General features: G+C 59.0%; 22 protein-coding genes. 6 read left to right on the top strand and 16 right to left on the bottom strand.

The window, feature by feature from the left end:
- Position 1: 1 nt before the first annotated feature.
- Positions 2-733, bottom strand: a complete 732-nt coding sequence (locus K7H22_RS02180; protein ID WP_230799079.1) for a GNAT family N-acetyltransferase — start codon at positions 731-733, stop codon at positions 2-4.
- Positions 730-1,452 (bottom strand): competence/damage-inducible protein A, encoded by a 723-nt coding sequence (locus K7H22_RS02175; RefSeq protein ID WP_230799077.1) that lies wholly within the window; start codon positions 1,450-1,452, stop codon positions 730-732. Before K7H22_RS02175 ends, K7H22_RS02180 begins: the two co-directional genes overlap by 4 nt.
- 198 nt (positions 1,453-1,650) lie before the next feature.
- Between K7H22_RS02175 and map the strand changes: the two genes are divergently transcribed.
- Positions 1,651-2,463 (top strand): type I methionyl aminopeptidase, encoded by an 813-nt coding sequence (map, locus tag K7H22_RS02170; protein ID WP_230799076.1) that lies wholly within the window; start codon positions 1,651-1,653, stop codon positions 2,461-2,463.
- Between the two features lie 11 nt (positions 2,464-2,474).
- On the opposite strand, the gene K7H22_RS02165 is transcribed toward map, so the two are convergent.
- The 3 genes from K7H22_RS02165 to K7H22_RS02155 form a co-directional block, all read right to left on the bottom strand.
- Positions 2,475-3,692, bottom strand: a complete 1,218-nt coding sequence (locus K7H22_RS02165) for an MFS transporter (protein WP_230799074.1) — start codon at positions 3,690-3,692, stop codon at positions 2,475-2,477.
- Between the two features lie 109 nt (positions 3,693-3,801).
- The gene (rsmD, locus tag K7H22_RS02160) at positions 3,802-4,359 is read right to left on the bottom strand and encodes a 16S rRNA (guanine(966)-N(2))-methyltransferase RsmD (RefSeq protein WP_230799072.1); all 558 of its coding nucleotides are present in this window, start codon (positions 4,357-4,359) and stop codon (positions 3,802-3,804) included.
- The gene (locus K7H22_RS02155) at positions 4,356-5,567 is read right to left on the bottom strand and encodes an NAD(P)/FAD-dependent oxidoreductase (RefSeq protein ID WP_230799070.1); all 1,212 of its coding nucleotides are present in this window, start codon (positions 5,565-5,567) and stop codon (positions 4,356-4,358) included. Before K7H22_RS02155 ends, rsmD begins: the two co-directional genes overlap by 4 nt.
- 90 nt (positions 5,568-5,657) lie before the next feature.
- Here K7H22_RS02155 and K7H22_RS02150 point away from each other — a divergent pair, with 90 nt between their 5' ends.
- Entirely contained in the window at positions 5,658-6,146 is a 489-nt protein-coding gene (locus tag K7H22_RS02150) for a peroxiredoxin (RefSeq protein ID WP_230799068.1), read from the top strand.
- An 86-nt stretch (positions 6,147-6,232) separates the two neighbouring features.
- Here K7H22_RS02150 and K7H22_RS02145 read toward each other — a convergent pair whose 3' ends face one another.
- The 8 genes from K7H22_RS02145 to K7H22_RS02110 all read right to left on the bottom strand — a co-directional run bounded on the left by K7H22_RS02145 (position 6,233) and on the right by K7H22_RS02110 (position 13,612).
- The gene (locus K7H22_RS02145; protein WP_230799067.1) at positions 6,233-6,661 is read right to left on the bottom strand and encodes an organic hydroperoxide resistance protein; all 429 of its coding nucleotides are present in this window, start codon (positions 6,659-6,661) and stop codon (positions 6,233-6,235) included.
- A 113-nt stretch (positions 6,662-6,774) separates the two neighbouring features.
- Positions 6,775-7,617 carry a mechanosensitive ion channel family protein gene (locus K7H22_RS02140; protein WP_230799064.1) on the bottom strand — a complete coding sequence of 281 codons (843 nt, stop codon included), beginning with the start codon at positions 7,615-7,617 and terminating at the stop codon, positions 6,775-6,777.
- Between the two features lie 31 nt (positions 7,618-7,648).
- Positions 7,649-7,939, bottom strand: a complete 291-nt coding sequence (locus tag K7H22_RS02135) for a 4a-hydroxytetrahydrobiopterin dehydratase (RefSeq protein ID WP_230799063.1) — start codon at positions 7,937-7,939, stop codon at positions 7,649-7,651.
- Positions 7,936-9,123, bottom strand: a complete 1,188-nt coding sequence (locus K7H22_RS02130) for a GNAT family N-acetyltransferase (protein WP_230799061.1) — start codon at positions 9,121-9,123, stop codon at positions 7,936-7,938. Before K7H22_RS02130 ends, K7H22_RS02135 begins: the two co-directional genes overlap by 4 nt.
- A gap of 52 nt (positions 9,124-9,175) precedes the next feature.
- Entirely contained in the window at positions 9,176-9,943 is a 768-nt protein-coding gene (locus K7H22_RS02125; protein ID WP_230799059.1) for a glycerophosphodiester phosphodiesterase family protein, read from the bottom strand.
- A complete protein-coding gene (locus K7H22_RS02120; RefSeq protein WP_419248134.1) occupies positions 9,940-10,404 on the bottom strand; it encodes a RidA family protein in 465 nt (154 codons plus the stop codon). Before K7H22_RS02120 ends, K7H22_RS02125 begins: the two co-directional genes overlap by 4 nt.
- A 158-nt stretch (positions 10,405-10,562) precedes the next feature.
- The gene (locus tag K7H22_RS02115) at positions 10,563-11,873 is read right to left on the bottom strand and encodes an HlyD family type I secretion periplasmic adaptor subunit (protein ID WP_230799055.1); all 1,311 of its coding nucleotides are present in this window, start codon (positions 11,871-11,873) and stop codon (positions 10,563-10,565) included.
- Entirely contained in the window at positions 11,870-13,612 is a 1,743-nt protein-coding gene (locus K7H22_RS02110) for a type I secretion system permease/ATPase (RefSeq protein ID WP_230799053.1), read from the bottom strand. The genes K7H22_RS02115 and K7H22_RS02110 overlap by 4 nt, the downstream gene beginning before the upstream one ends.
- A gap of 189 nt (positions 13,613-13,801) precedes the next feature.
- On the opposite strand from K7H22_RS02110, the gene K7H22_RS02105 reads away from it, so the two are divergent.
- Both K7H22_RS02105 and K7H22_RS02100 read left to right on the top strand, forming a co-directional pair.
- Positions 13,802-14,635 carry a VacJ family lipoprotein gene (locus K7H22_RS02105; RefSeq protein WP_230799052.1) on the top strand — a complete coding sequence of 278 codons (834 nt, stop codon included), beginning with the start codon at positions 13,802-13,804 and terminating at the stop codon, positions 14,633-14,635.
- On the top strand, positions 14,625-15,242 hold the full coding sequence (locus K7H22_RS02100) for an MlaC/ttg2D family ABC transporter substrate-binding protein (RefSeq protein ID WP_419248133.1): 618 nt from the start codon (positions 14,625-14,627) through the stop codon (positions 15,240-15,242). Before K7H22_RS02105 ends, K7H22_RS02100 begins: the two co-directional genes overlap by 11 nt.
- A 74-nt stretch (positions 15,243-15,316) precedes the next feature.
- Here the strand turns inward: K7H22_RS02100 and K7H22_RS02095 are convergent, their stop codons facing one another.
- Positions 15,317-17,509: a transglycosylase domain-containing protein gene (locus tag K7H22_RS02095; protein ID WP_230799050.1), complete on the bottom strand. Its 2,193-nt coding sequence runs from the start codon at positions 17,507-17,509 to the stop codon at positions 15,317-15,319.
- A gap of 257 nt (positions 17,510-17,766) precedes the next feature.
- Here K7H22_RS02095 and K7H22_RS02090 point away from each other — a divergent pair, with 257 nt between their 5' ends.
- Complete coding sequence (locus K7H22_RS02090) at positions 17,767-18,105, top strand: P-II family nitrogen regulator (protein WP_230799049.1); 339 nt, start codon at positions 17,767-17,769, stop codon at positions 18,103-18,105.
- A 27-nt stretch (positions 18,106-18,132) separates the two neighbouring features.
- A complete protein-coding gene (locus K7H22_RS02085; RefSeq protein ID WP_230799048.1) occupies positions 18,133-19,473 on the top strand; it encodes an ammonium transporter in 1,341 nt (446 codons plus the stop codon).
- 183 nt (positions 19,474-19,656) lie between these two features.
- Here K7H22_RS02085 and K7H22_RS02080 read toward each other — a convergent pair whose 3' ends face one another.
- Entirely contained in the window at positions 19,657-20,031 is a 375-nt protein-coding gene (locus tag K7H22_RS02080) for a rhodanese-like domain-containing protein (protein ID WP_230799046.1), read from the bottom strand.
- A 13-nt stretch (positions 20,032-20,044) separates the two neighbouring features.
- The gene (locus K7H22_RS02075; RefSeq protein WP_230799044.1) at positions 20,045-20,980 is read right to left on the bottom strand and encodes a LysR family transcriptional regulator; all 936 of its coding nucleotides are present in this window, start codon (positions 20,978-20,980) and stop codon (positions 20,045-20,047) included.
- Between the last annotated feature and the right edge of the window lie 35 nt (positions 20,981-21,015).

Raw genomic sequence — 21,015 nt, 5'->3', positions numbered from 1 at the left:
CTCACTTCATGTCGTCGGGATGTTTACGGTAATGGTACTGTCCCACAAGTGCCATCCCGAGGGAAGCATAGAGAGCGTTTGCGGCTCTGTTGGCGCGGGTGCAGACAACAGCAATATGCGTGGTGCCATGCTCCTGCGCCCAGAGCGCCGCCGACCGCATGAACCATCGGGCCATGCCTTGCTGGCGCTGGTGCGGCAACACCTCAATGGCATGGACCATCGCGATATTGTCATGGATAGCGACAAAAGCAGTACCACCGGGATGGTCGTTCAAACGCCCGAGGATCGAGGTTTTCGGCCCCTTGGCGCGATGCATCACGGCAATCCGTCCCGGCCCGATCCCGCCCTTGGCCCATATGTCGATCTGGATCGCCAATGGCTCCCACAGGGCGAAGGTCGTGATAGGGGGTGGTTGGTCGGTCAGCAGTTGTGCGACGGGCGCGAGATAAAGATTGACCGGATCGACGACCGCATAGCCGCGGGCGGCCAAGGCCGCATCAAGAGCATCGTCGCCTGCGCGGATTTGGAACAGACGCGGCTGACCCATCGCAAGCATCGCCGTCTCTGCGGCATCTATCGCGTTATTGGACGCGGGAGCCAAAGCTGTAGCTGCCGATACCCGTTGCCCGCCACCATCCCCGCGACGCAACAGGAACGGCCCTGTCTGTTTTGTCGCGGCTGCAGGCCATGTGCCGTCTATCACGTTATAAAGATGGGCGGTGTCAGGTGTCATGCCGGAAAAAGCCTCGATAATTCGGCCATCGCGGCATCGACGCGGCGGCCATCCTGACCTCTGATAACGATATTGGCCCCGAAAGCCCCATTGGTCTGGAAGGGGTAGGACCCAATCATCAGATCGGGATAGCGGCTGGCCAACTCGCCCAACGGCCCCGCGATATCGCCTTCGCCCCGCTGGATACGAAGCGTCTGTGACAGCAACGGCTCACCACCCGTCAGGGTGGGAATCACCGAGGCGACCATGGCCTGAAACACAGCCGGAACGCCCGCCATGACGTGCACATTCTCGACAATGAATCCCGGAGCAACAGAAACAGGGTTTTCGATCAGACGCGCACCTTCGGGGATGCGCGCCATACGCAAGCGTGCCGTGTTCAACTCGCCCCCCGTACGGGCGTAATGTGCGGCCAGCAAAGCGCGTGCATCGTCGCGCACGTCGATGGATCTGCCAAACGCCTGCGCGATGCAATCTGCAGTGATATCGTCATGGGTCGGACCGATCCCGCCCGAGGTAAAGACATGGGTAAAACTGCCTGACAAGGCTTTGACAGCCGCGACGATGGCTGGGGCATCGTCGCTGACTACGCGCACTTCGCGCAGGTCGATCCCCGCCTTGGTCAACTCTGCCGCAAGGTAATGCATGTTGCTGTCACGCGTGCGGCCCGACAGGATTTCATCCCCGATCACGATCATGGCTGCGGTGGGGTTGGTCATGGAGATATCCTTTGATGCGATGTTGTCTTGGTATAGGCGCAAGGGGCAGGGCTTTCCAACCCTTCTGCTATCGGACAGGTCGCAGCAACCGCTACAGGATTGTCGCACCTTTGCGAGGGCTTGTCCGGCAGGTCTGGCAACTTGCACCAATTCGGCCTAAATAGTGGAAAAATATCTATTCGTAACGGAGAACCGGCGTTGAACGATCAGCATCGTGGCCGACTTACACGGGATGGCATCCGCATACACGAAGTCGGCGACTTTGCCGGCATGCACCGTGCCGGACAGGTTGCGGCAGAAATCCTTGATGCGATCGCCGACCATGTCCAACCGGGCGTGACCACAGGCGAACTGGACCGTATCATCGAGGATCAAGTGACCCAAGCGGGCGCGAAATCGGCGACGATCGGCTATAAAGGCTACCAGCACGCAAGCTGCATCAGCCTCAATCACGTGGTTTGCCACGGGATTCCCGGCGACAAGAAGCTGAAAGACGGGGATATCCTGAATATCGACGTGACAGTCATTGTGGATGGCTGGTTCGGAGACACCAGCCGCATGTATGCGGCAGGCACTTTGCCCCGCAAAGCCGAACGCCTGATCGAGATCACCCATGATGCGCTGATGCTTGGGATTGAGGCGGTGAAGCCCGGGAATACGTTCGGCGATATCGGCCATGCGATCCAGAACTTTGTTGAAAGTCACCGGATGAGCGTTGTGCGCGATTTTTGCGGTCATGGCCTTGGCCGCGTATTCCACGCACCGCCCAATGTGCTGCATTACGGACGCCCCGGCACCGGACCCGTATTGGAAGAAGGCATGTTCTTCACCATCGAGCCGATGGTCAATCTGGGCCGTCCCGAGACTAAAGTGCTGGCAGATGACTGGACAGCCGTGACCCGCGACAAGTCGCTGAGCGCGCAGTTTGAACATTCCGTCGGCGTGACTGCGACAGGCTGCGAGATTTTCACCATGTCCCCTGCGGGACGGTTTCATCCGACCTACGGGTAATTCCGTCAGTTTCAGGTAGTTGGAATGCGAATGCGCGCGTGGCCAAGTCGTGGATGCAGCCTGCCCGCAATGCCCCAAGCCAGCACAAGCCCCGCACCACAGGCCACAAAGACGCCGGGCAAGGGTGTGACCAGCAGCACCAGCCACGCGACTCCCGGAGTCAGGATGCCCGATACATCGCGGAAGCTGGAATAGACCGCCGACATCTCGGTCCGCTCTGACGGTTTGACGGCCATCAGGAAAGGCAGGCCGCCGCACACATCCAGCAGGATCAAGCAAAACGAAGCGGCCATCAGCACGCCAACAGCCCCCCAGGGTAGCCAATGGCCCACACCTGCCAGAATGAACAACGTTCCCGCAGCAAAAAAACCAAAGCGCACCGCTGTCCGGATCGACTTGGCCTGCACAAAGCGCAGCATGAAGGGCGTCAGGAACAGCGTGGCATTGGTGATGGACAGAACGATCCCGCCTGTCGCCTCGCCCAGTCCGGATTCGACGGCGAAAATCGGCAGATAGACCACATAGACCCACCATCCGCAGGACCGGATCACAGCAAAAAGCCAGCCAGAGATCAGACGCGGCTGCTGGAAAAAACGCCCCAGAAAAGCCAGCGGATTGGGTGCAGGCGCACGTGCGCGGCTGATCAGCTTGCCATTGCCCAGCCGCATCGCCCAGAACACTGATAGCATGCACATGGCGGATAAGCCTGCCACGACAAATGGCGCAGGCCGCCACAGTGCCATGAGCGTAACACCCAGCACAGGACCAACCGTCCAGCCCAATGCCGAGTAAAACATACGCATGGATTCCGCTTGACCCAGATCGGCGCGGGAAATGTAATCCAGCACATAGGCATTGAAGCAGACGAAGGTGATCACCGTCGCCAGCGTGTTGCACAGCAGGGCGAACATGATCATCTCGGTGCCACCGAATACGGCGATCATTGACCCCAAAAGATAAAGCAGCGCGCCAGTAGTATACATCCAGCGGCGCGGCAGCCTGCGGTTCAGCCACGGGACCATCAATCCCGCGGTCAGCGAAGTGATCCCGATCATGAAATAGATTTGCGAGACTGTTTGGGCGTCCTGCAACGCGCGATACATCTCGAGAGGGAAGACGGAGATCAGGATGCCGCGTGTAATGGCCTCGAACCCCTGAAGGGTCGCAAAGCCCCGCACGCCGGGTGTTGGGGCAAAGCGGGTCCACAGGGGAATATAGCGGGTGGCCATCGGTCTTCCGGTCTTGGGTAACCGCAAGCTGAACCTGCGCAAGCCGTACTGCTTTGCCGTTTCCGACGCGGGCAAGCGTCGTGTTTCGCCCCCGCGCTGACGGGTGCTGTCAGTGCTGCAAAATACTGATCACCGTGTCGCCAAAGCGGCGACTGTCGAGAAGGCTCAACTCATCTGGCGGTGTGATCGCGGCGCTTTCCTCCCACACGATCAGGGCATTCTCGGCAATCCAGCCCGTGTTCAGGGCTTGCGTGATTGCCTGCTCTCCCAGCGCCTTGCCATAGGGCGGATCAAGAAACACCAGATCGAAAACAGCATCCTCGTTGCGAGGAAGGCGGCGGGCATCGCGTTTGATGACTTTCGTATCGGCTTCGGCGCCGCAAAGCGCGATATTCTGTCTGATAAGGCCAAGCGCTTTCCTCCCGTCATCAACAAAAGTGACATGCGCGGCTCCCCTTGAAAGCGCCTCAAGCCCCAGCGCGCCGGTGCCTGCGAACAGGTCCAGAACGCGCGCATCCGTCACCGGATCGCCGAAACGTCCGCCTGCCAGCATGTTGAACAGGCTTTCACGGGTCCGGTCAGTGGTGGGGCGCAGGTGTGCGGCAGGGTCGCCCTTGCCCAAGGCCGCCAAGGCACGCCCCTTGAACCGGCCTGCAACGATCCTCACGCGGGCAGCAGCGACTTGAGGGCAATGTCGGGATCACAGATCGCGTCCGGCGCAGGTGACTGGCCCGCTTCGATCAGGCGCTTGCCGATCATATAGGCGCGCGGATCGTTCATGGCGTCTACGGCCAGCAAGTTATCACCCTGATAATACCAGACCGATTGACTGCCCGGTTTTTCGCCCGGACGCACGAAGGTCCGGTCATAGCCTGCGTTCAATCCTGCAATCTGCAGCTTGATATCAAACTGGTCGGACCAGAACCACGGCTTTGCAATATAATCTTTTGCAGCGCCCATGATGTTTTCGGCTACGCATTCGGCCTGATCAATGGCGTTCGGCACGCTTTCCAGACGGATGCGCCCGCCGTGCCACGGGAACGAGGCGCAGTCACCTGCCGCCCAGATTGCGGGGTCCGATGTGCGCCCCTGTGCATCTGTCTTGACCCCGTTCTCGATATCGAGTCCGGCCATCTCGGCCAGAGCGGTGGCAGGTGTAATGCCCACGCCGACGATGACCAGATCAACCTCCATCTCCGTGCCATCCGACAAGCGCGCCCCTGTAACGTGTTTCTCGCCCAACAGTCGCTCTAGCCCGACACCCTCGCGGATCGTCACGCCGTGGCCCTGATGCAAGGCGCGGAAATAGTTGGACGTCTCGGGTGCCGCCACGCGTTGTAGGATGCGGTCGCCCATTTCCACAAGCGTCACCTCAAGCCCGCGCTTGGCGGCTACGGCAGCCGCTTCCAATCCGATATATCCGCCGCCCACGATCAACACGCGCTTGCCAGCGGTCACCTGCGGACCCATTGTATCGACATCCGCTAGATCGCGGACCACGTAAACGCCCGTCAATGCCCCGCCGATGCTGGCGGGCAAGCGGCGCGGTTCCGACCCAGTGGTCAGGACCAGATGGTCATAGACCAGCACATCGCTGTTGACCGAAACCGTGCGCGCCACGGGATCAATGCCTGTCACGCGCTGGTTCAAACGCAGCTCAATGCGGTGCTCGGAGTAAAAGCTTGCCGGACGCAGGAACAGCCGGTCCAGGGTCATATTGCCCAGAAGATAGGCTTTGGACAGGGGCGGGCGCTGATAGGGGGGCACGGGTTCTGCGCCGATAAGGGTGATCTTTCCGTCAAATCCGGAATTGCGTAACTTTGCGACAAGTGACGATCCTGCCTGTCCGGCGCCGATCACGACCACATGCGTCATGCCCATTCCTTTTCGAAAGTGTTGGTCTCGCGTTGCGCGGCACCCTATATCGGTGGAACCGGAAAACGCAAACCCAAGGTGAGGAACAGGATGACGATTTCGACAGGGGACAAACTGCCCGACGCAAAGCTCGTGAAGATGGGTGACAAAGGCCCGGAAGCCGTGGCTTTGGGCGAGAAACTCAAAGGGCGCAAGGTTGCGCTTTTCGCGGTGCCGGGGGCATTCACGCCGACCTGCCATTCCGCCCATGTGCCAAGCTTCATTCGCACCAAGGATGAATTCGCTGCAAAAGGGGTGGATGAAATCATCTGCATCAGCGTCAACGATCCATTCGTGATGAAAGCATGGGGCGAGGTCACAGGCGCAACCGAGGCAGGGATCTCGATGCTGTCTGACGCATCAAGTGAGTTCACAAAAGCAATCGGTATGAGTTTCGATGCGCCGCCCGCAGGGTTGGTCGCGCGTTCCAAGCGCTATGCTATGCTGGTTGACGACGGTGTTGTTACCGTTTTCCACCCCGAAGAAAGCCCCGGAACCTGCGATATCTCTGGCGGAGAGGCGTTGTTGGCAGCGATCTGATCCAGCAACCTTATCTGTCAAAAAATCCCCCGTCAGGCGTCGCCCGGCGGGGGATGTCATTTTTCAGTATCAGAACCAGTGCGCGGTCAACCGCGTGACAAACCGACCCTGATATTGTTCTGGGTAGCGTTCGAATAGGGGCAAACAACGTGCGCGCGGGCGATCAGGTCATCGGCGATATCAGCCTCGATGCCCGGCAGCGTGATGATCAGATCAACCTCAAGTCCGAACCCGCCACCATCTGCGCGTGGGCCGATGCCGACTTCGGCCGACACACTAGACTCGCTGGACAGTTCGACCTTGTCCTGGCTGGCGACGAATTTCAGCGCCCCCATGAAGCAGGCGGCGTAACCCGTGGCGAAAAGCTGTTCGGGATTGACCCCGTCACCTCCCGCGCCACCCAACTCTTTCGGGGTGACCAGTTTCACATCCACTGCCCCGTCCTCGGTCGCTGAATGGCCATCGCGCCCGCCTGTTGCGGTGGCTTTTGTCCTGTATTTGACATCGACAGACATGGTGGTCTCCTTCCAATATTTACATCGCTAGAGATTATATCGCACACGATATAAAGGATTGCAACTCACGTGCCCGAGAGCGCAATTGTCGGACAATTCTTTGCTCTTTCGCGTCAGGCGGCGTTGATCATTGTCCTGGTCGGGAACGGAATATCGATCCCGCCGGCATCCAGCGCCTCTTTGACTGCGCGCTTCATATCGGCCTGATACTGGAAGAACTCCGACGCATCGCACCAGACACGCACCAGAAAATCGACCGAGAAATCGCCAAGGTTGTTGACCTGAATAAACGGCGCCGGATCGGTTTTAGAGCGGGGATCAGACATGATCGTATCGCGGATGATCGTTTCCGCCTTTTTCAGATCGGCACCATAGGAGACACCGAACATCCATTCTGCGCGACGTGTGCTGTAGGCAGAGTAGTTAGTGATCACATTGCCCCAGATCTGGCTGTTGGGAATGATCACCTGCACATTCCCGATCGAAGACACTTCGGTAAAGTTCAGGGAGATTTCTTGCACGGTGCCGGACTGACCCGCCACCTCGACAAAATCCCCGTTCTTGAAAGGACGGAACAGAATGATCATCACCCCTGCGGCTACATTCGACAGCGTTCCTTGCAGGGCCAGACCGATCGCCAGACCTGCAGCACCGATCAGCGCGACGATGGATGTTGTCTGAATCCCGAAAGTGTTGAGAACAAACAAGGCCATAAACGCCAGAATGATATAGCGCACCAGACTGCCGAGAAAGTTGAACAGGGTCGCATCAAGCCGCGCATAGCGCCGCGTCAGGCCCACGATCCGGTTATGTGCCCATCCTGCAAGGATGAACCCGCCCAGAATGATCGCCACCGCCCCAAGCACGGAACCGGCCAGTGACGCCAGAAATTCCAGTGTCAGCAGTTCCTGAAGTGTGGTTCCGTTCCAGAGTTCGGTCGTCAGCAGATCTTGCATGGGTATTCCTTGGTCTGTGTCTTGCTTGAGGTCAGATGCTATCCATTTTGCGCGCCAGTTTCGCATCCAGTGCGGATAGCCCGTCTACATCATGCGTGGTCAGGACAACAGTAACAGTCTTGTAGACATTGGACCATTCGGGGTGGTGCCCCCATTTTTCGGCCCAAAGTGCGGCTTGTGTCATCCATCCGAAGGCTTCGGTGAAATCCTTGAATTCGAAGCTTTTGATGATGGCATCACGACCGTCCACCATGCGCCAACCTGTTTCGAACAAAGGTTCCAGCATGGTTTTGCGGCCAGTATCGCTGAGGCGTTCGGTCATTCCTGTTCCTCCATTTGCGTTCGTCTGAACGGACCATAGGCCGTCAGAACCTCGATGTCTTCCTCGACGGCTGCACGCTCGGCCGCAAGATAACGGGCAATCGCGTCTGCAAAACCACTATCGGCCACCCAATGCAGCGAATGGATCGGCACCGGAAGATAGCCGCGCGCCAGCTTGTGCTCGCCCTGAGCGCCAGCTTCAACCCGCTGCAGTCCCTGTGCGATGGCAAAGTCCATGGCCTGATAGTAGCAAAGCTCGAAGTGCAGACAGGGATGATCCTCGGTGCACCCCCAATAGCGGCCGAAAAGCGCCTGCCGACCGACAAAGTTCAGGGCACCGGCCACGGGCAAACCGTCACGCATTGCCAGAACCAGCAGCATGTCATCGCGCAAGGTTTCCTGTGCAATCTCGAAAAACCGGCGCGTCAGATAGGGCGTGCCCCATTTGCGTGCGCCGGTGTCCTGATAAAACCGCCAGAAATAGTCCCAATGCCAGTGTTCGATCTGGTCGCCGGCCAGCGAGACAATCTGCCCGCCGAAACCCTGTGCCCGCTCGCGTTCCTTGCGAAGCATCTTGCGTTTGCGGGATGACAGCGACGCAAGGAAGCCGTTGAAATCGGTATAGCTGTCATTCTCCCAGTGATACTGCTGGGTCACACGCTGCATCAGCCCCATCTGACCGCCTGCCTCGGCTTCGGGCTGGGTGCAAAAGGTGATGTGGAGCGAGGACAGACGGTTCTTGGCGGCAAGTTCCACCGCACCTTGCACCAATGCGGCTTGTCCGGCCTCCTCGAATCCGGGGCGTGTCAATAAACGCCGCCCCGTTGCCGGTGTGAACGGCACGGCGATCTGGAACTTTGGATAGTATCGCCCGCCCGCTCGCTCAAAGGCATGAGCCCAGTTGTGGTCAAAGATATATTCGCCCTGACTATGCGACTTGGCATACATCGGCGCGCAGGCAATCATCTGTCCATTCTGGCGGGCGGTAAGATAACTTGGTTGCCATCCCGAACCCGCGCCAACAGACCCGCTGTCTTCTAGTGCTTTCAGGAACCGCCACGTCGTGAAAGGGTCATTGGGCCGCCCGCCATCCATGGTTTCAGGACAGGCGCAGGCGTCCCATTCCGCCTGTCCGATCTCGGACAGGTTTCCTGACATAGATATTTCGATGGTGTCATCCGTCATGACGGTGCGCCCCCTATGCACGCCCTTCTATCTGGAGCGGTGGCAAGGCCGATCAAGCAGGGATTGCAGCGGCATAGCCCTCGAACGTGACATTCTGTGCGATCTGTCGTGCCTGTGCTTCTTCGCGGGCTGATTTGATCGTCCAGCACAGAATCGCGGCACCGCGTGCCTTGAGGTCTGCAACGCGCGTTGCTTCCAGATCAGACGCATCGTGACTGATGAAACAGGCGCGCGCGGCGTCAAAATCTGGGATCGCGCGCAGGCGGTCCCGTGTGCCTTTGGGCAGCAGGGGCCAATCCTCGGCCGCATAGTCGCACGTGGTCAACCCGCGTGGAATGTCGGGCGCAAGCGCTGCCATGGCAATCATGGAATGCGGGTTGAAGGACATGACGGCCACAAGACCCTTGTAACCGCCCAGCACCTTTGCCGCCGCTGCCTCAAGAGCGCCGACACGCGCGCCCATAGCCCCGTCCTGATCCTTGATCTCGATCAGCAGCGGCACACGTCCTGCTACCTGATCCAGTACCTGTTCAAGCGTCGGTATCGTGTCGGTTCCACCTTTCAGTCGGATCTGTCCCAAGGCTGCGGCGCTTACTTGTCGAACCGCACCTTTGCTATCTGTCAGGCGCCCGAGATCGTAGTCGTGAAACACCATCGCCACCCCGTCAGAGGAGAGTTGCAAGTCGATCTCGATCCCGTAGCCCGCCTTGCAGGCAGCCTCGATTGCGCTGGGCCCGTTCTCGGGCCGTCCTCTTGACAGGTCATGTAGCGCGCGATGCGCGATCGGGGCCTTCAGGAAGTCTTCAGGCAACCTGCTCATCTGATCTGGAAAATGGCTTCGATTTCCACAGCGACGCCAAGAGGCAAAGAGGCTGCCGATACAGCAGAGCGCGAATGCCGCCCGATATCCCCTAATGCTTCGACCAGAAAATCGGACGCGCCGTTAATCACTTTGGGCTGGTCGGTAAAATCAGGCGTAGAATTGACAAAGCCCGTCAGCTTGACGACCCGCACCAGACGATCAAGATCGCCGTCGCAAGCGGCCTTCAACTGCGCCAGCAAGCTGATTGCACAGGTTTTTGCGGCTGCAGCACCTGCAGCCACATCCATGTCCGCACCCAGTTTGCCGGTGATGAATCCGTCTGGTCCGTTCGAGATCTGTCCCGATACGAAAACCAGATCACCCGACTGCACGAAGGGCACATAATTGGCAGCAGGTGCCGGCGCGTTCGGCAAGGTGACACCAAGATCGGCAAGACGTGTTTCAAGGATGCTGGTCATGGACATGCTCCGTTTCAAAAGGTGGTTCGCGGCGGACGCTAGCTGGCTTGGCCAGAGATTGAAACCGCAAAGAGAAGGCAGATTGCAGCGCTTGCAAAATTGAAAGCCGGTCCGCGATGTAGCGCGCTGTAGCGGTTCGGGCGCGCTGGCCGCAAGCCTTAGTCCTCGCGCAAGGCTGTGCTGAAATAATCAGACAACGGCTTGATCAGATAGTCCAGCGGCGTGCGGTCGCTGGTACGGATAAACGCCTGAACCGGCATGCCGGGTATCAGGGTTGTGTCCGCCGGTAGACGCGCCTGCTCGCCTTTTTCCAGAGCGATCTCGGCGCGGTAAAAAGATGTGCCTGCGGCATCGTCCGTAAACGCATCGGCTGAAGTTTGGACAACCCGTCCCGTCAACTCAGGCGTGCGTCGCTGGTCAAGGGCTGTAAATCGCAATGTCACCTCCTGCCCGGGAAAGACTTGATCGATATTCACGGGGTTCACTTGCGCCATGATGATCAGCGGACGGTCCTGCGGAATGATGAAAAGCACGGGATCGGCAGCGCGCAGCACGGCGCGGCGGGCAAAGACCTGCAGACTGTAGATGATCCCTGCTACGGGCGCGCGAATTTCCAGCCGCTCCATTTGCTGCAAAAGTGCGCGGCGTTGTTCAAGAAGCTCCAACTCGCGGAATTGCAGATCGCGCAAACGGGTGATCGCTTCTTCCCGTCGCGATTCGGTCAGGCGCAGAATGTCGATCGCGGTTTCGGTGATCCGGCTTTCGGCGGTGGCGGTTTCGGCGGTCAGCGCCCCGATATCTCCGTTCAGGCGGGCCAGTTCGCGTTGTAGCGCCAAAACACGGCTGGCTTGGGCAAGACCGCGATCCAGAAGGCTTTGCTGGTCTGCAAGCTCTTGCTCGATCAACCCCACTTGCAAGCCCAGTGCGTCGCGTTGGGCTGCGATCCCTGTAATCTGGGTTTCGATTTGCTGGCTCCGCTTGGTCAGTTGCTCGACCTGACTGGCAAGCGATGTAGCGCGCGCCTGCAAAAGCTGTCGCTGACCATTCACCAGCAAGGCGACATCGGGGTTGGATGCCGCAGCCGCCACTAAGAGGGGATCGAATACCGCCTCGTTCCGCGCGTCCCGCTCGGCCTCGTGGCGGCCGCGGCGGGCCATCAGTTCGTAGAGTTGGCCTTCGATGATGGTCAGATCGGACATCAGGCCCGAAGGGTCCAGCCGGATCAGCACCTGATCCTTGGTCACGCGCATCCCCTCGCTCACCAGAATGTCTTGAACGACGCCGCCATCAGGGTGCTGGACAACCTGCCGGTTCTGGTCGACTTCGATACGTCCATTGGCTACGATCGCACCGGCAATATTGGCAATGGCAGCCCATGTGCCAAACCCGCCCAGAAGCAGCAACAAGGCCGCAAGCCCTACGATAACGGGGCCGCGAACAGAAACGCGCCTGTGTCGGTCAGGGGTCATCCTACCCCTCCAGCAATGTTCTGGCCAAGGCTGTTTTGGACATCGCTATAATTGCTGAGCACCTGCTTCAGCACGGCATCCCTTGGGCCGAATGCTGTACGCGCGCCCGCTTCCAGCACAAGAATCACGTCGCATTCCTGTATCGCGGCAGGCCGGTGCGCCATAATCAGGACCGATTTGCCCTCGGCTTTCAGGCTGCGTATCGCCGTGTTCAGCGCCTGCGATCCTTCATTGTCGAGGTTGGAATTAGGCTCGTCCAGAACAAGGATCACCGGATTACCATACATGGCCCTTGCCAATCCAATCCGTTGGAGCTGGCCGCCGGACAATCGCCCGCCTGCAACCGAAACTGCGGTGTCATAGCCGTTGGGCAGTTTCAGGATCATCTCATGCGCTGCGGCCTTTTGGGCTGCTGCGACAACAAGCGCTGGGTCGGGCTGCAAGGACAACCGCGCGATGTTTTCGGCGATCGTGCCATCGAACAGATGCACCCGCTGCGGGAGATAGCCGATATGCTGCGCCAGCGTGGCTGCGGGGTATTGATCAAGCGTTGCTCCGTCCAGCCGGATGCTGCCAGTTGCGGGCAGCCACATGCCGGTGACTGCGCTGGCAAGCGTCGACTTGCCTGCGCCGGACGGTCCGATAACACCCAGCGCCTGCCCCGGTTCGACCGTGAAGCTGAGCATGCGGAGCACCGGTGATCTCTCGCCCGGAGGGATCAGCGTAAGGCTCTGAACCTCGAGACGGGCGCGCGGAACCGGCAGGGCGGTACGCGCTTCTTCGGGTGCCACATCGGACAGCAGTTGCGCCAGATCTGACCAGCCTTTGACCGCGCGCTGGACAAGCGTCCAACTGCCTATTGCCTGTTCTATCGGGGCCAGCGCCCGCCCAAGCAGAATGGACGCCGCGATCATGGCGCCCGGCGTCACTTCGCCCCTGATCACCAGAAAGGCGCCCAGTCCCAACATCGCGGATTGCAGAAAAAGCCGGAGTGTCCGCGAGACTGACCCGAAACTGCCGCCAAGATCGGCGGCCTGCAGATAATGCCTTGAGGCAGTATCGCGCACCTGTTGCCAGCGTGTGAAGACAGCATCGTTCATCCCCATTGCCTGCACCATCCGGGCTTCGCCGCGTGTTTGCGTTGCGATGGTGTCGGCCCGCGCTTGCGAATAATTGGCGCTGGCCACGGGGGTGCGTGTCAGGATCTGATTCGCCAGTGTCACTAAAACCAGCAGTGCCCCGCCGCCAAGCGCAAGATATCCCAGCCAAGGATGAAACACCGCGATTCCCACCAGAAACACTGGCGTCCAAGGTATATCGAAAACGGTCATCGCGACCGGAGAGGTCAGGAGGCGGTGCAACGCGTCAAGGTCGCGCAACCCCGGCCCTTGTGTATGGCCGGGATCGAGCGCCGATTTTCGCAAGGCCGCATCGAACACCCGCCGTTCAAGGCCCGATTGGAATCGTGCGCCGACCCTTGCCATGATTCTACCGCGGGCGAAATCCAGTAGACCCATCACCGCATAGAGAAATGCAACAAGCACCGTCAGAGCGACAAGCGTGGCGACAGACCTGCTGCCAAGCACCCGGTCATAGACCTGCAGCATATAGAGCGGTCCGGTCAGCATCAGGAGGTTGGCAAAGACACTGAACAGTCCGACGATCCAATAAAGATGGTGGTCTGCACGCCTTGCCGCGCGCAATTCTTCGCGCCCTCGTGCGGAATCCGTCTTTACCATCTACCGTTTCCCGCCACTCGTACCACCAAATTGCCGGTTTTACCGACTGCTCCCTTTCGTCCAACGGGTGGACGTTATAAGAACAAACCCTACTATGGGGTTAAGTGCAGCACCTTTTTAGTGCTGCAAAACCGCCCCTTCCGCTGGCCAGGAATTCGACCAGACTCCTGAAACACAAGCATATAACCTGTGAGATATCTAGTGTCGCAAACGCCCACGATTATGCCCGCCCTTTCGCTGCGCAACTTCGGCAAGGCCGTTGTCATCCCGTTTCTGTTGGTTGCGACCCTGTCGGCCTGTGCGACGCCCGAAGGATATGTCGCGCGGGACGGGATCAACGATCCGTTCGAGGAGCGGAACCGCAAGGTTCATGCCTTCAACAAATCCATAGATCAGGCTATTCTGCGTCCCGCCTCACGCGGATACAACAAGGTGCTGCCGCCGGAAATGCGGATGATGGTGAACAACTTCTCGGACAACTTGTCCGGTCCGGGTCTTGTTGTGAACAATCTGCTGCAGGGGAATTTCAAAGGCGCGATCACCAATACCTACCGGTTCGCCCTCAACTCGACGCTTGGTTTTGCCGGACTTGTGGATGTTGCCGAGATGGCAGGTGTGTCCGAGGTCGACACTGATTTTGGCGAAACCCTGCATGTCTGGGGGGTCGGAGAGGGCCACTATGTCGAAACACCGTTCCGTGGGCCATCAACCGAACGCGATACCGTTGGCATGGTGGTCGACTTCTTCACAAACCCGTTGTCTTACGCCATGTCAGGCACAACGAACGAGTACCGTCAGGGAGTGCGCGTACTGGACATTGTCGGCGATCGTGGCCGTTTCGGTGACACGATCGATTCCGTCCTGTATGACAGCGCCGACAGCTATGCGCAGTCACGCTTGATTTACCTGCAAAGCCGCCGGTTCGCGCTGGGCAGGTCTGGCGATGCGACTTATGACGACCCATATGCTATTGGAACAACGGACCCTTATGACGACCCCTATGAGGACCCCTATGCTGAATAAAGTAAACCGACGCTTTGCGATTGCTTCGATAGCCGCGTGGGCCGGAACGGCCATTATGGGGCTGGGCTGGCCGCAAACCGCCCATGCCATGACCCAAGCGCGCGCAAAAACGCTCGTTGATGCGCTGGTCGCCGATATCAACGGCGTGATTGCATCGGGTAAGTCCGAGCAGGCCATGTATGTGGAATTCGAAAGGATTTTTACCCGCTACGCCGATGTTCCGACGATTGCGAGCTATGCTTTGGGTGTGGACGCGCGGCGCGCAACCTCCGCGCAGATGCGCGACTTCACGGTGACTTTCAGGCGCTACATCTCGGTCAAATACGGAAAGCGCTTCCGCGAGTTTATCGGCGGCCAGATCGAGGTGCAGGGCGCGCGGGCCATCAAGAATTTCTACGAGGTCAAAAGTCTGGCCCGTTTGCGCGGGCAAGCCCCTTTCGAGGTGACTTTTCTGGTATCCGACCGCAGCGGCAAGGACCTGTTTTTCAACCTCTTCATTGAGGGGATCAACATGCTGCTGACAGAAAGGACCGAGATCGGCGCGATGCTGGACCGTCGCGGTGGCAATATCGACGCGATGATTGCCGATTTGCGCGCTGCGGTCTGACGATCTGACCGCTGGGAAAAAGAAGCAGGCGCGCCATGACCGGCGCGCCTGCTTCTTTTTGCTTTCAGTGAGGCCTAGTTCCGGCGACTGCCGAAAAGGTCACGGAACAATTGTTCGATGGCGTTCTGTGTTTCGGGTTGGGCGGTGCGACCGCCGGATTGGCCCTGTGCCTGTCCGCTATTGGGTTGCTGCACAGGGGCCTGTGTAACCGGCGCCTGCATCGGCAAGGGGCGCGCAGGCAGGCCATCATGAACGCGCACCATCACTTCGTGCCAGATCTCTGACGGCAATCCGCTGCCGGTCACGCCCGTCAGTGGGGTATTGTCGTCATAGCCCATCCAGACGCCTGCCACGTAGTCAGCCGAATATCCGACGAACCATGCGTCACGTGCCGCTTGGGTCGTGCCGGTTTTTCCTGCGACTTCGCGGTCTTTCAGGTTGGCCCTTGTGCCGGTGCCGCGCGTGGTCACCTGATGCAACATCCATGTCAGCTGTTCGGCGGCCTCCTGGCGAATTACCCGCTCTCCCATACCGCCTGTTGCGGTCATCAGCGGCTCGTCGTCGTCGCGCATCCGCAGTTCGATCAGGCCGTAAGGCGTGACAGCCGAACCACCGTTCAGAATGCCAGCAAAAGCGCCTGTTGTTTCGATCAAGGTCGCCTCGGACGCGCCAAGCGCCAGCGCTGGGCCCGCAGCCAGATCGGACTGGATGCCGAATTGCGCGGCGACATTGCGCACGAGTTCAAGGCCCACACTCTGCGCGACCTTGACGGCTGGCACGTTCAAGGAACGGCTTAGCGCCTCGGTCAGTGTGACCTGCCCGCTAAAGCTGCGGTCATAGTTGTTGGGACACCACTCTCCCGATCCGGCGATGTTCACACAGTAAGGTGAGTCATCCACAATGTCGTTCGGTGAATAGCCAAGGTCTAATGCCGCGGCATAGACAAAGGGTTTGAAGGCCGACCCGGTCTGTCGCCGCGCTTGTGTTGCGCGGTTGAATGCCCCCACAACGCGCGTATCGCGCCCGCCCACCATTGCGCGCACAGCGCCGTCTGCGGACATGACGACGATGGCCGCCTGCGCCTTTGAGCCTTCGCGCACCTTGTTTTCAAAAATGAATTGCATCGCCTCTTCGGCGGCTTTCTGGATGCGCGGGTCGAGTGTGCTGCGGATCACGACATCTTCGGTCGTGTTGCGGGTAAAGAATTCGGGGCCGGACGACATGACCCAATCCGCAAAGAACCCGCCTGCGCGGGCTTCGGCGGCTTCCGACAGTCTGGCAGGATTGGCAAGCGCGTTGCTGGCCTCTTCTTGTGTCAGATAGCCCTGTTCGCGCATCAACCTGATCACCACCGCCGCACGGTTCTGGGACCGCTCCAGATTATTTGTCGGAGCAAGGCTGGTGGGCGCGGTCAACAGGCCTGCCAGCATCGCAGCCTCGGCTGGGCTGACCTGGCCCGAAGTCTTGCCGAAATAGCGCTGCGAGGCAGCCTCGGCGCCGAAGGCGCCGCCACCCAGATAGGCGCGGTTGATATAAACTGAAAGGATCTCGTCCTTGGTATATTTTGCCTCGAGCGCAAAGGCGTAAACCGCCTCCTTGATCTTGCGCGACAGGGAACCGCGACGGCAATCGGCCTCGTATTCCTGTTCGGTTTTCCAGACCTGCGGATCGTAGGGCACCCCAAGGCACAAAAGCTTTGCTGTTTGCTGCGTGATGGTAGAGCCGCCATTGCCCGACAATGGGCTCCGGCCTTCGCTGACGTTGATACGGATCGCACCGGCGATACCGCGCGGCGATACTCCGAGGTGACGGTAGAACCTTTTATCCTCGGTGGCGATGACAGCATTCTTCAGATGGGGCGAGATCGCATCCGCACTGACGACGCCGCCAAACTGATCCCCGCGCCAAGCGAATACCTTGCCATCCGCGTCGAGCAAGGTGACCGATCCGCGTTGGCGACCGTCAAGCAGCGTGTTTACATCGGGCAGGGTCGTGTAGAAATACCCTACAGCCCCTAAAAGGATCAGGCCTGCCACAAGGCCGACGCGCCAGGAAAACCCCCAGACCAACCGCCATATCCAGCTGAAAATCCCTACGACAAAGCGGACCACAGGGTTGCGGTGCCCGCTTTTCTTGCGTGCCGGTGTCTTGCGTCCCGAACGGCTCGCCGATTTCGCAGATGCGGGTTTGGCCGCTTTTGCGGGTGGTTGCGCGCGACTGCGCTTGTCCGCCACCAAGGGGGGCTTCCTGCGACCTGAATCACTCATGCTGTGCGATGCCTGACATTTGTTGTTTTGGGCAATATAGCGATGCGCGTGGGAAATGTTGACCCATGCCGCAGCAGACAATGCCTTTTTGTTTAGCTCAGAATGTGGGCGAAAAATATTTAACGCACAAATATTAGGCAAAAAGCCGGGAATCCGAGACGGGTTTGCCCCGTTTATCTTCCTTTCACACGCTTTCGCCCGTTTTGCTGCAACTGCAACATGCGGGCCTGATCCCGCTCCAGACGAAGGGGACAAAGGTGAAACTCATCATTGCAACGATCAAGCCGTTCAAGCTCGAGGAGGTCCGTGAAGCACTGACCGATATCGGCGTGCGCGGCATGATGGTCACTGAAATCAAGGGCTTCGGATCGCAGTCCGGGCATACCGAAATCTACCGTGGCGCTGAATATGCCGTGAATTTCGTGCCCAAGGTGAAACTTGAAATCGTGGTGAACGACGCGATGGCCGATCAGGTTGTCGACACCATCACGACGACCGCCAAGACCGGCAAGATCGGCGACGGCAAGATTTTCGTGCTGGATGTCTCGCAAGCTGTGCGCGTGCGGACCGGCGAGACCAATGAGGACGCGGTTTAACCGCGCCGGGGGAAAGGAAAAATGAACATGAACCGTATCACGAAACTGGGACTTGCAGCGACGCTGATCGCCTTGCCAAGTCTGGGTCTGGCGCAGGACGCTACCGAAGAGGTAGCTGCCGTTTCGCCGGAAGTCGTCTGGATTTTCAATACATTGCTGTTCCTGATCGGGGGTTTTCTAGTTTTCTGGATGGCGGCCGGTTTTGCCATGCTCGAAGCGGGTCTGGTGCGTTCCAAGAACGTGACCATGCAGCTGACCAAGAACATCGCGTTGTTCTCGATCGCCGCAATCATGTATTACCTGATCGGCTATAACCTGATGTATCCGCTGGGTGACTGGGCGGTTGAGGGTGTCTTCTCGGCCTTGTTCCCGATGGTGGCAGTTCTCGAAGATGTCGGTATCGCGCTGGCTGATGCGGACGATGCCGAATATGCGGCAACCAGCTCGGATTATTTCTTCCAGTTGATGTTCGTCGCCGCAACTGCGTCAATCGTGTCGGGTGCCCTGGCCGAGCGTATCCGCCTGTGGCCCTTCCTTGTTTTCGTCGTCGTTCTGACCGCAATCATCTATCCCTTGCAGGCTTCCTGGAGCTGGGGCGGCGGTTTCCTGAGCGAAGCAGGCTTCTCCGACTTTGCCGGCTCCAGCATCGTGCACTCGGTTGGCGGTTGGGCAGCTTTGACTGGCGCAATCATCCTTGGTCCGCGTCTGGGCAAATATAGCAAAGATGGCCGCGTCGTTCCGATGCCCGGCTCCAATCTGGCCCTCGCAACGCTGGGTACGTTCATCCTGTGGATGGGTTGGTTCGGCTTCAACGGCGCGTCGCAGCTTGCGATGGGTTCGGCAGGCGATGTGGCTGATATCGGTCGTATCTTCTCGAACACAAACGCCGCTGCTGCAGGCGGTGCAGTGACAGCGCTGATCCTGACCCAGCTTTTGTACAAAAAGCCCGACCTGACAATGGTGCTGAACGGTGCTCTGGCCGGTCTGGTGGCCATCACGGCTGAGCCGCTGACGCCGACCCTGGGCGCAGCAACCTTGATCGGTGCCGTCGGTGGTCTGATTGTGGTCCTGACCGTACCGCTTCTTGACAAGCTCAAGATCGACGATGTTGTCGGCGCTATTCCGGTCCACCTTCTGGCCGGTATCTGGGGCACACTTGCCGTGCCGCTGACCAACTCTGAAGCGTCCTTTGGCACGCAGATCTATGGCATTCTCGTGATCGGTATCTTCGCGGCTGTATCGACCGCTGTGGTCTGGTTTATCCTGAAAATGGTGGTTGGTATCCGCGTATCCGAAGAGGCCGAAATCGCCGGTCTGGATACGGCCGAACTTGGAATGGAAGCCTATCCTGAATTCAGCAAAGGCTAATCTGTCCTCCCATAGATTGGCAAAGGAAAACCCGGGCGGTGACGCTCGGGTTTTTTCAATGCGGTTAATACTCTGGAAAGGCGCGGGTGTTAGGTTTGCCAGACTGCAGAAGCATCCTGTCTGGTCCGTAGCTTCGGCGCCGTTGTCCGACCGGCGGACCAGATAGTGTGCGCCTCGTCGATCTCAGCTGACTTTTTGGGGCGCTCCTGTCGCCATATTGGTCCCGATATGGGGCAGTTTCGCAGCCTTCCAAGCAGCGAACCCGCCTTCCAGATGGGCGATGCGGGTCACACCCGCGTCAATCGCAGCACGACAGACCCTTTCGCTCCGCACACCGGAACCACAGTGGAACACGATCCGTTTGTCAGACTGCCCCGGTAGTTTCGCGGCGTCGAAAAAGGCCAGCGGCATCAGCAGCGCGCCTTCGATATGTTCGAACATGTATTCCTGCGGCGTCCGGACGTCGATCACGACTACATCGTTGCGATCGAAAGCCGCGGCCAGTTCTGCGGCGGTCCATGTCTCGAAAACAGCATCGCCAATAGCTTCGGTCTTCATAGGGTTCTTCCTTTCATCTGGATGGCTGGACTGGAATGGTATCAAGGCCCGCCAGCGCTTCTTTACAATGGGCGATCATAACGTCGGTAAAGCGCTGCACCTTGGGATCGCGATATTTCCGGCTGGGCGATAGGCAGGCAAGTTGCGTAGGCAGCGGCGGGGTGGTTGTTGCTACGGGCACCAACGTGCCTTTGCGAAGATGCTCAGCTACCTCGAAGATCGGCTTCATCACGATTCCGGCCCCGTCCAATGCCCACCCCGTCAGAACATCGCCATCATCGGACTCCAAAGGCCCCGATACGTCGAATCGCCTTGGACCGTCCGACGTCTGGAGCGTCCATTGGAATTCCTTGGCACCGGGAAAACGCAGGTTCAGGCAATCGTGTTTTTCGCGCAGAAGGGCGTTGCCGTCTTCCGGCATGCCGCGCCGCGAAATATAATCTGGCGCTGCACACAAGACGCGCGGGCAATCGGCAATCACGCGGACTTTGAGATCGCTATCGGTCAAGGGACCAAGGTGAAAGGCCATGTCCAGCCCCTCACCAGTAACGTCGATCACCCTGTCGGACAGGCGCAAGCGTATGTCGATCTGCGGATAATCCCGTTTGAACCCCGGAACGGCAGGCGCGATAAAGCGGCGCCCCACGCCCAAAGGCGCTGACACGAACAAGGTTCCACGTGGCGATTGGGTGGCGGCCATGACCTCGGCCTCGGCCTCGTCGATCGTTTGTAGGATGCGCGCGGCCCCGTCATAGAACATCCGCCCGTGTTCGGTCGGGTTCAACGCGCGCGTTGTCCTGTTGAACAGGCGGACCCCCAGATGTTTCTCAAGCTCGGCAATCCGCGACGACGCAACAGCAGGTGATGTGCGCTGATCACGCGCGGCGGCACTCATGCTGCCCAATTCATAGACGCGCAGGAACATCCGGATATTGTTCACATAAGCCATTATCAGTCTTTGCTTGAAACTCTTGCGGTTATTGG

The sequence above is a fragment of the Seohaeicola saemankumensis genome, from assembly GCF_021021435.1.
Lineage (GTDB): Bacteria > Pseudomonadota > Alphaproteobacteria > Rhodobacterales > Rhodobacteraceae > Seohaeicola.
The sequence above is the reverse complement of the archived record's forward strand: the minus strand, read 5'-3'. Positions and strand labels throughout refer to the sequence as shown.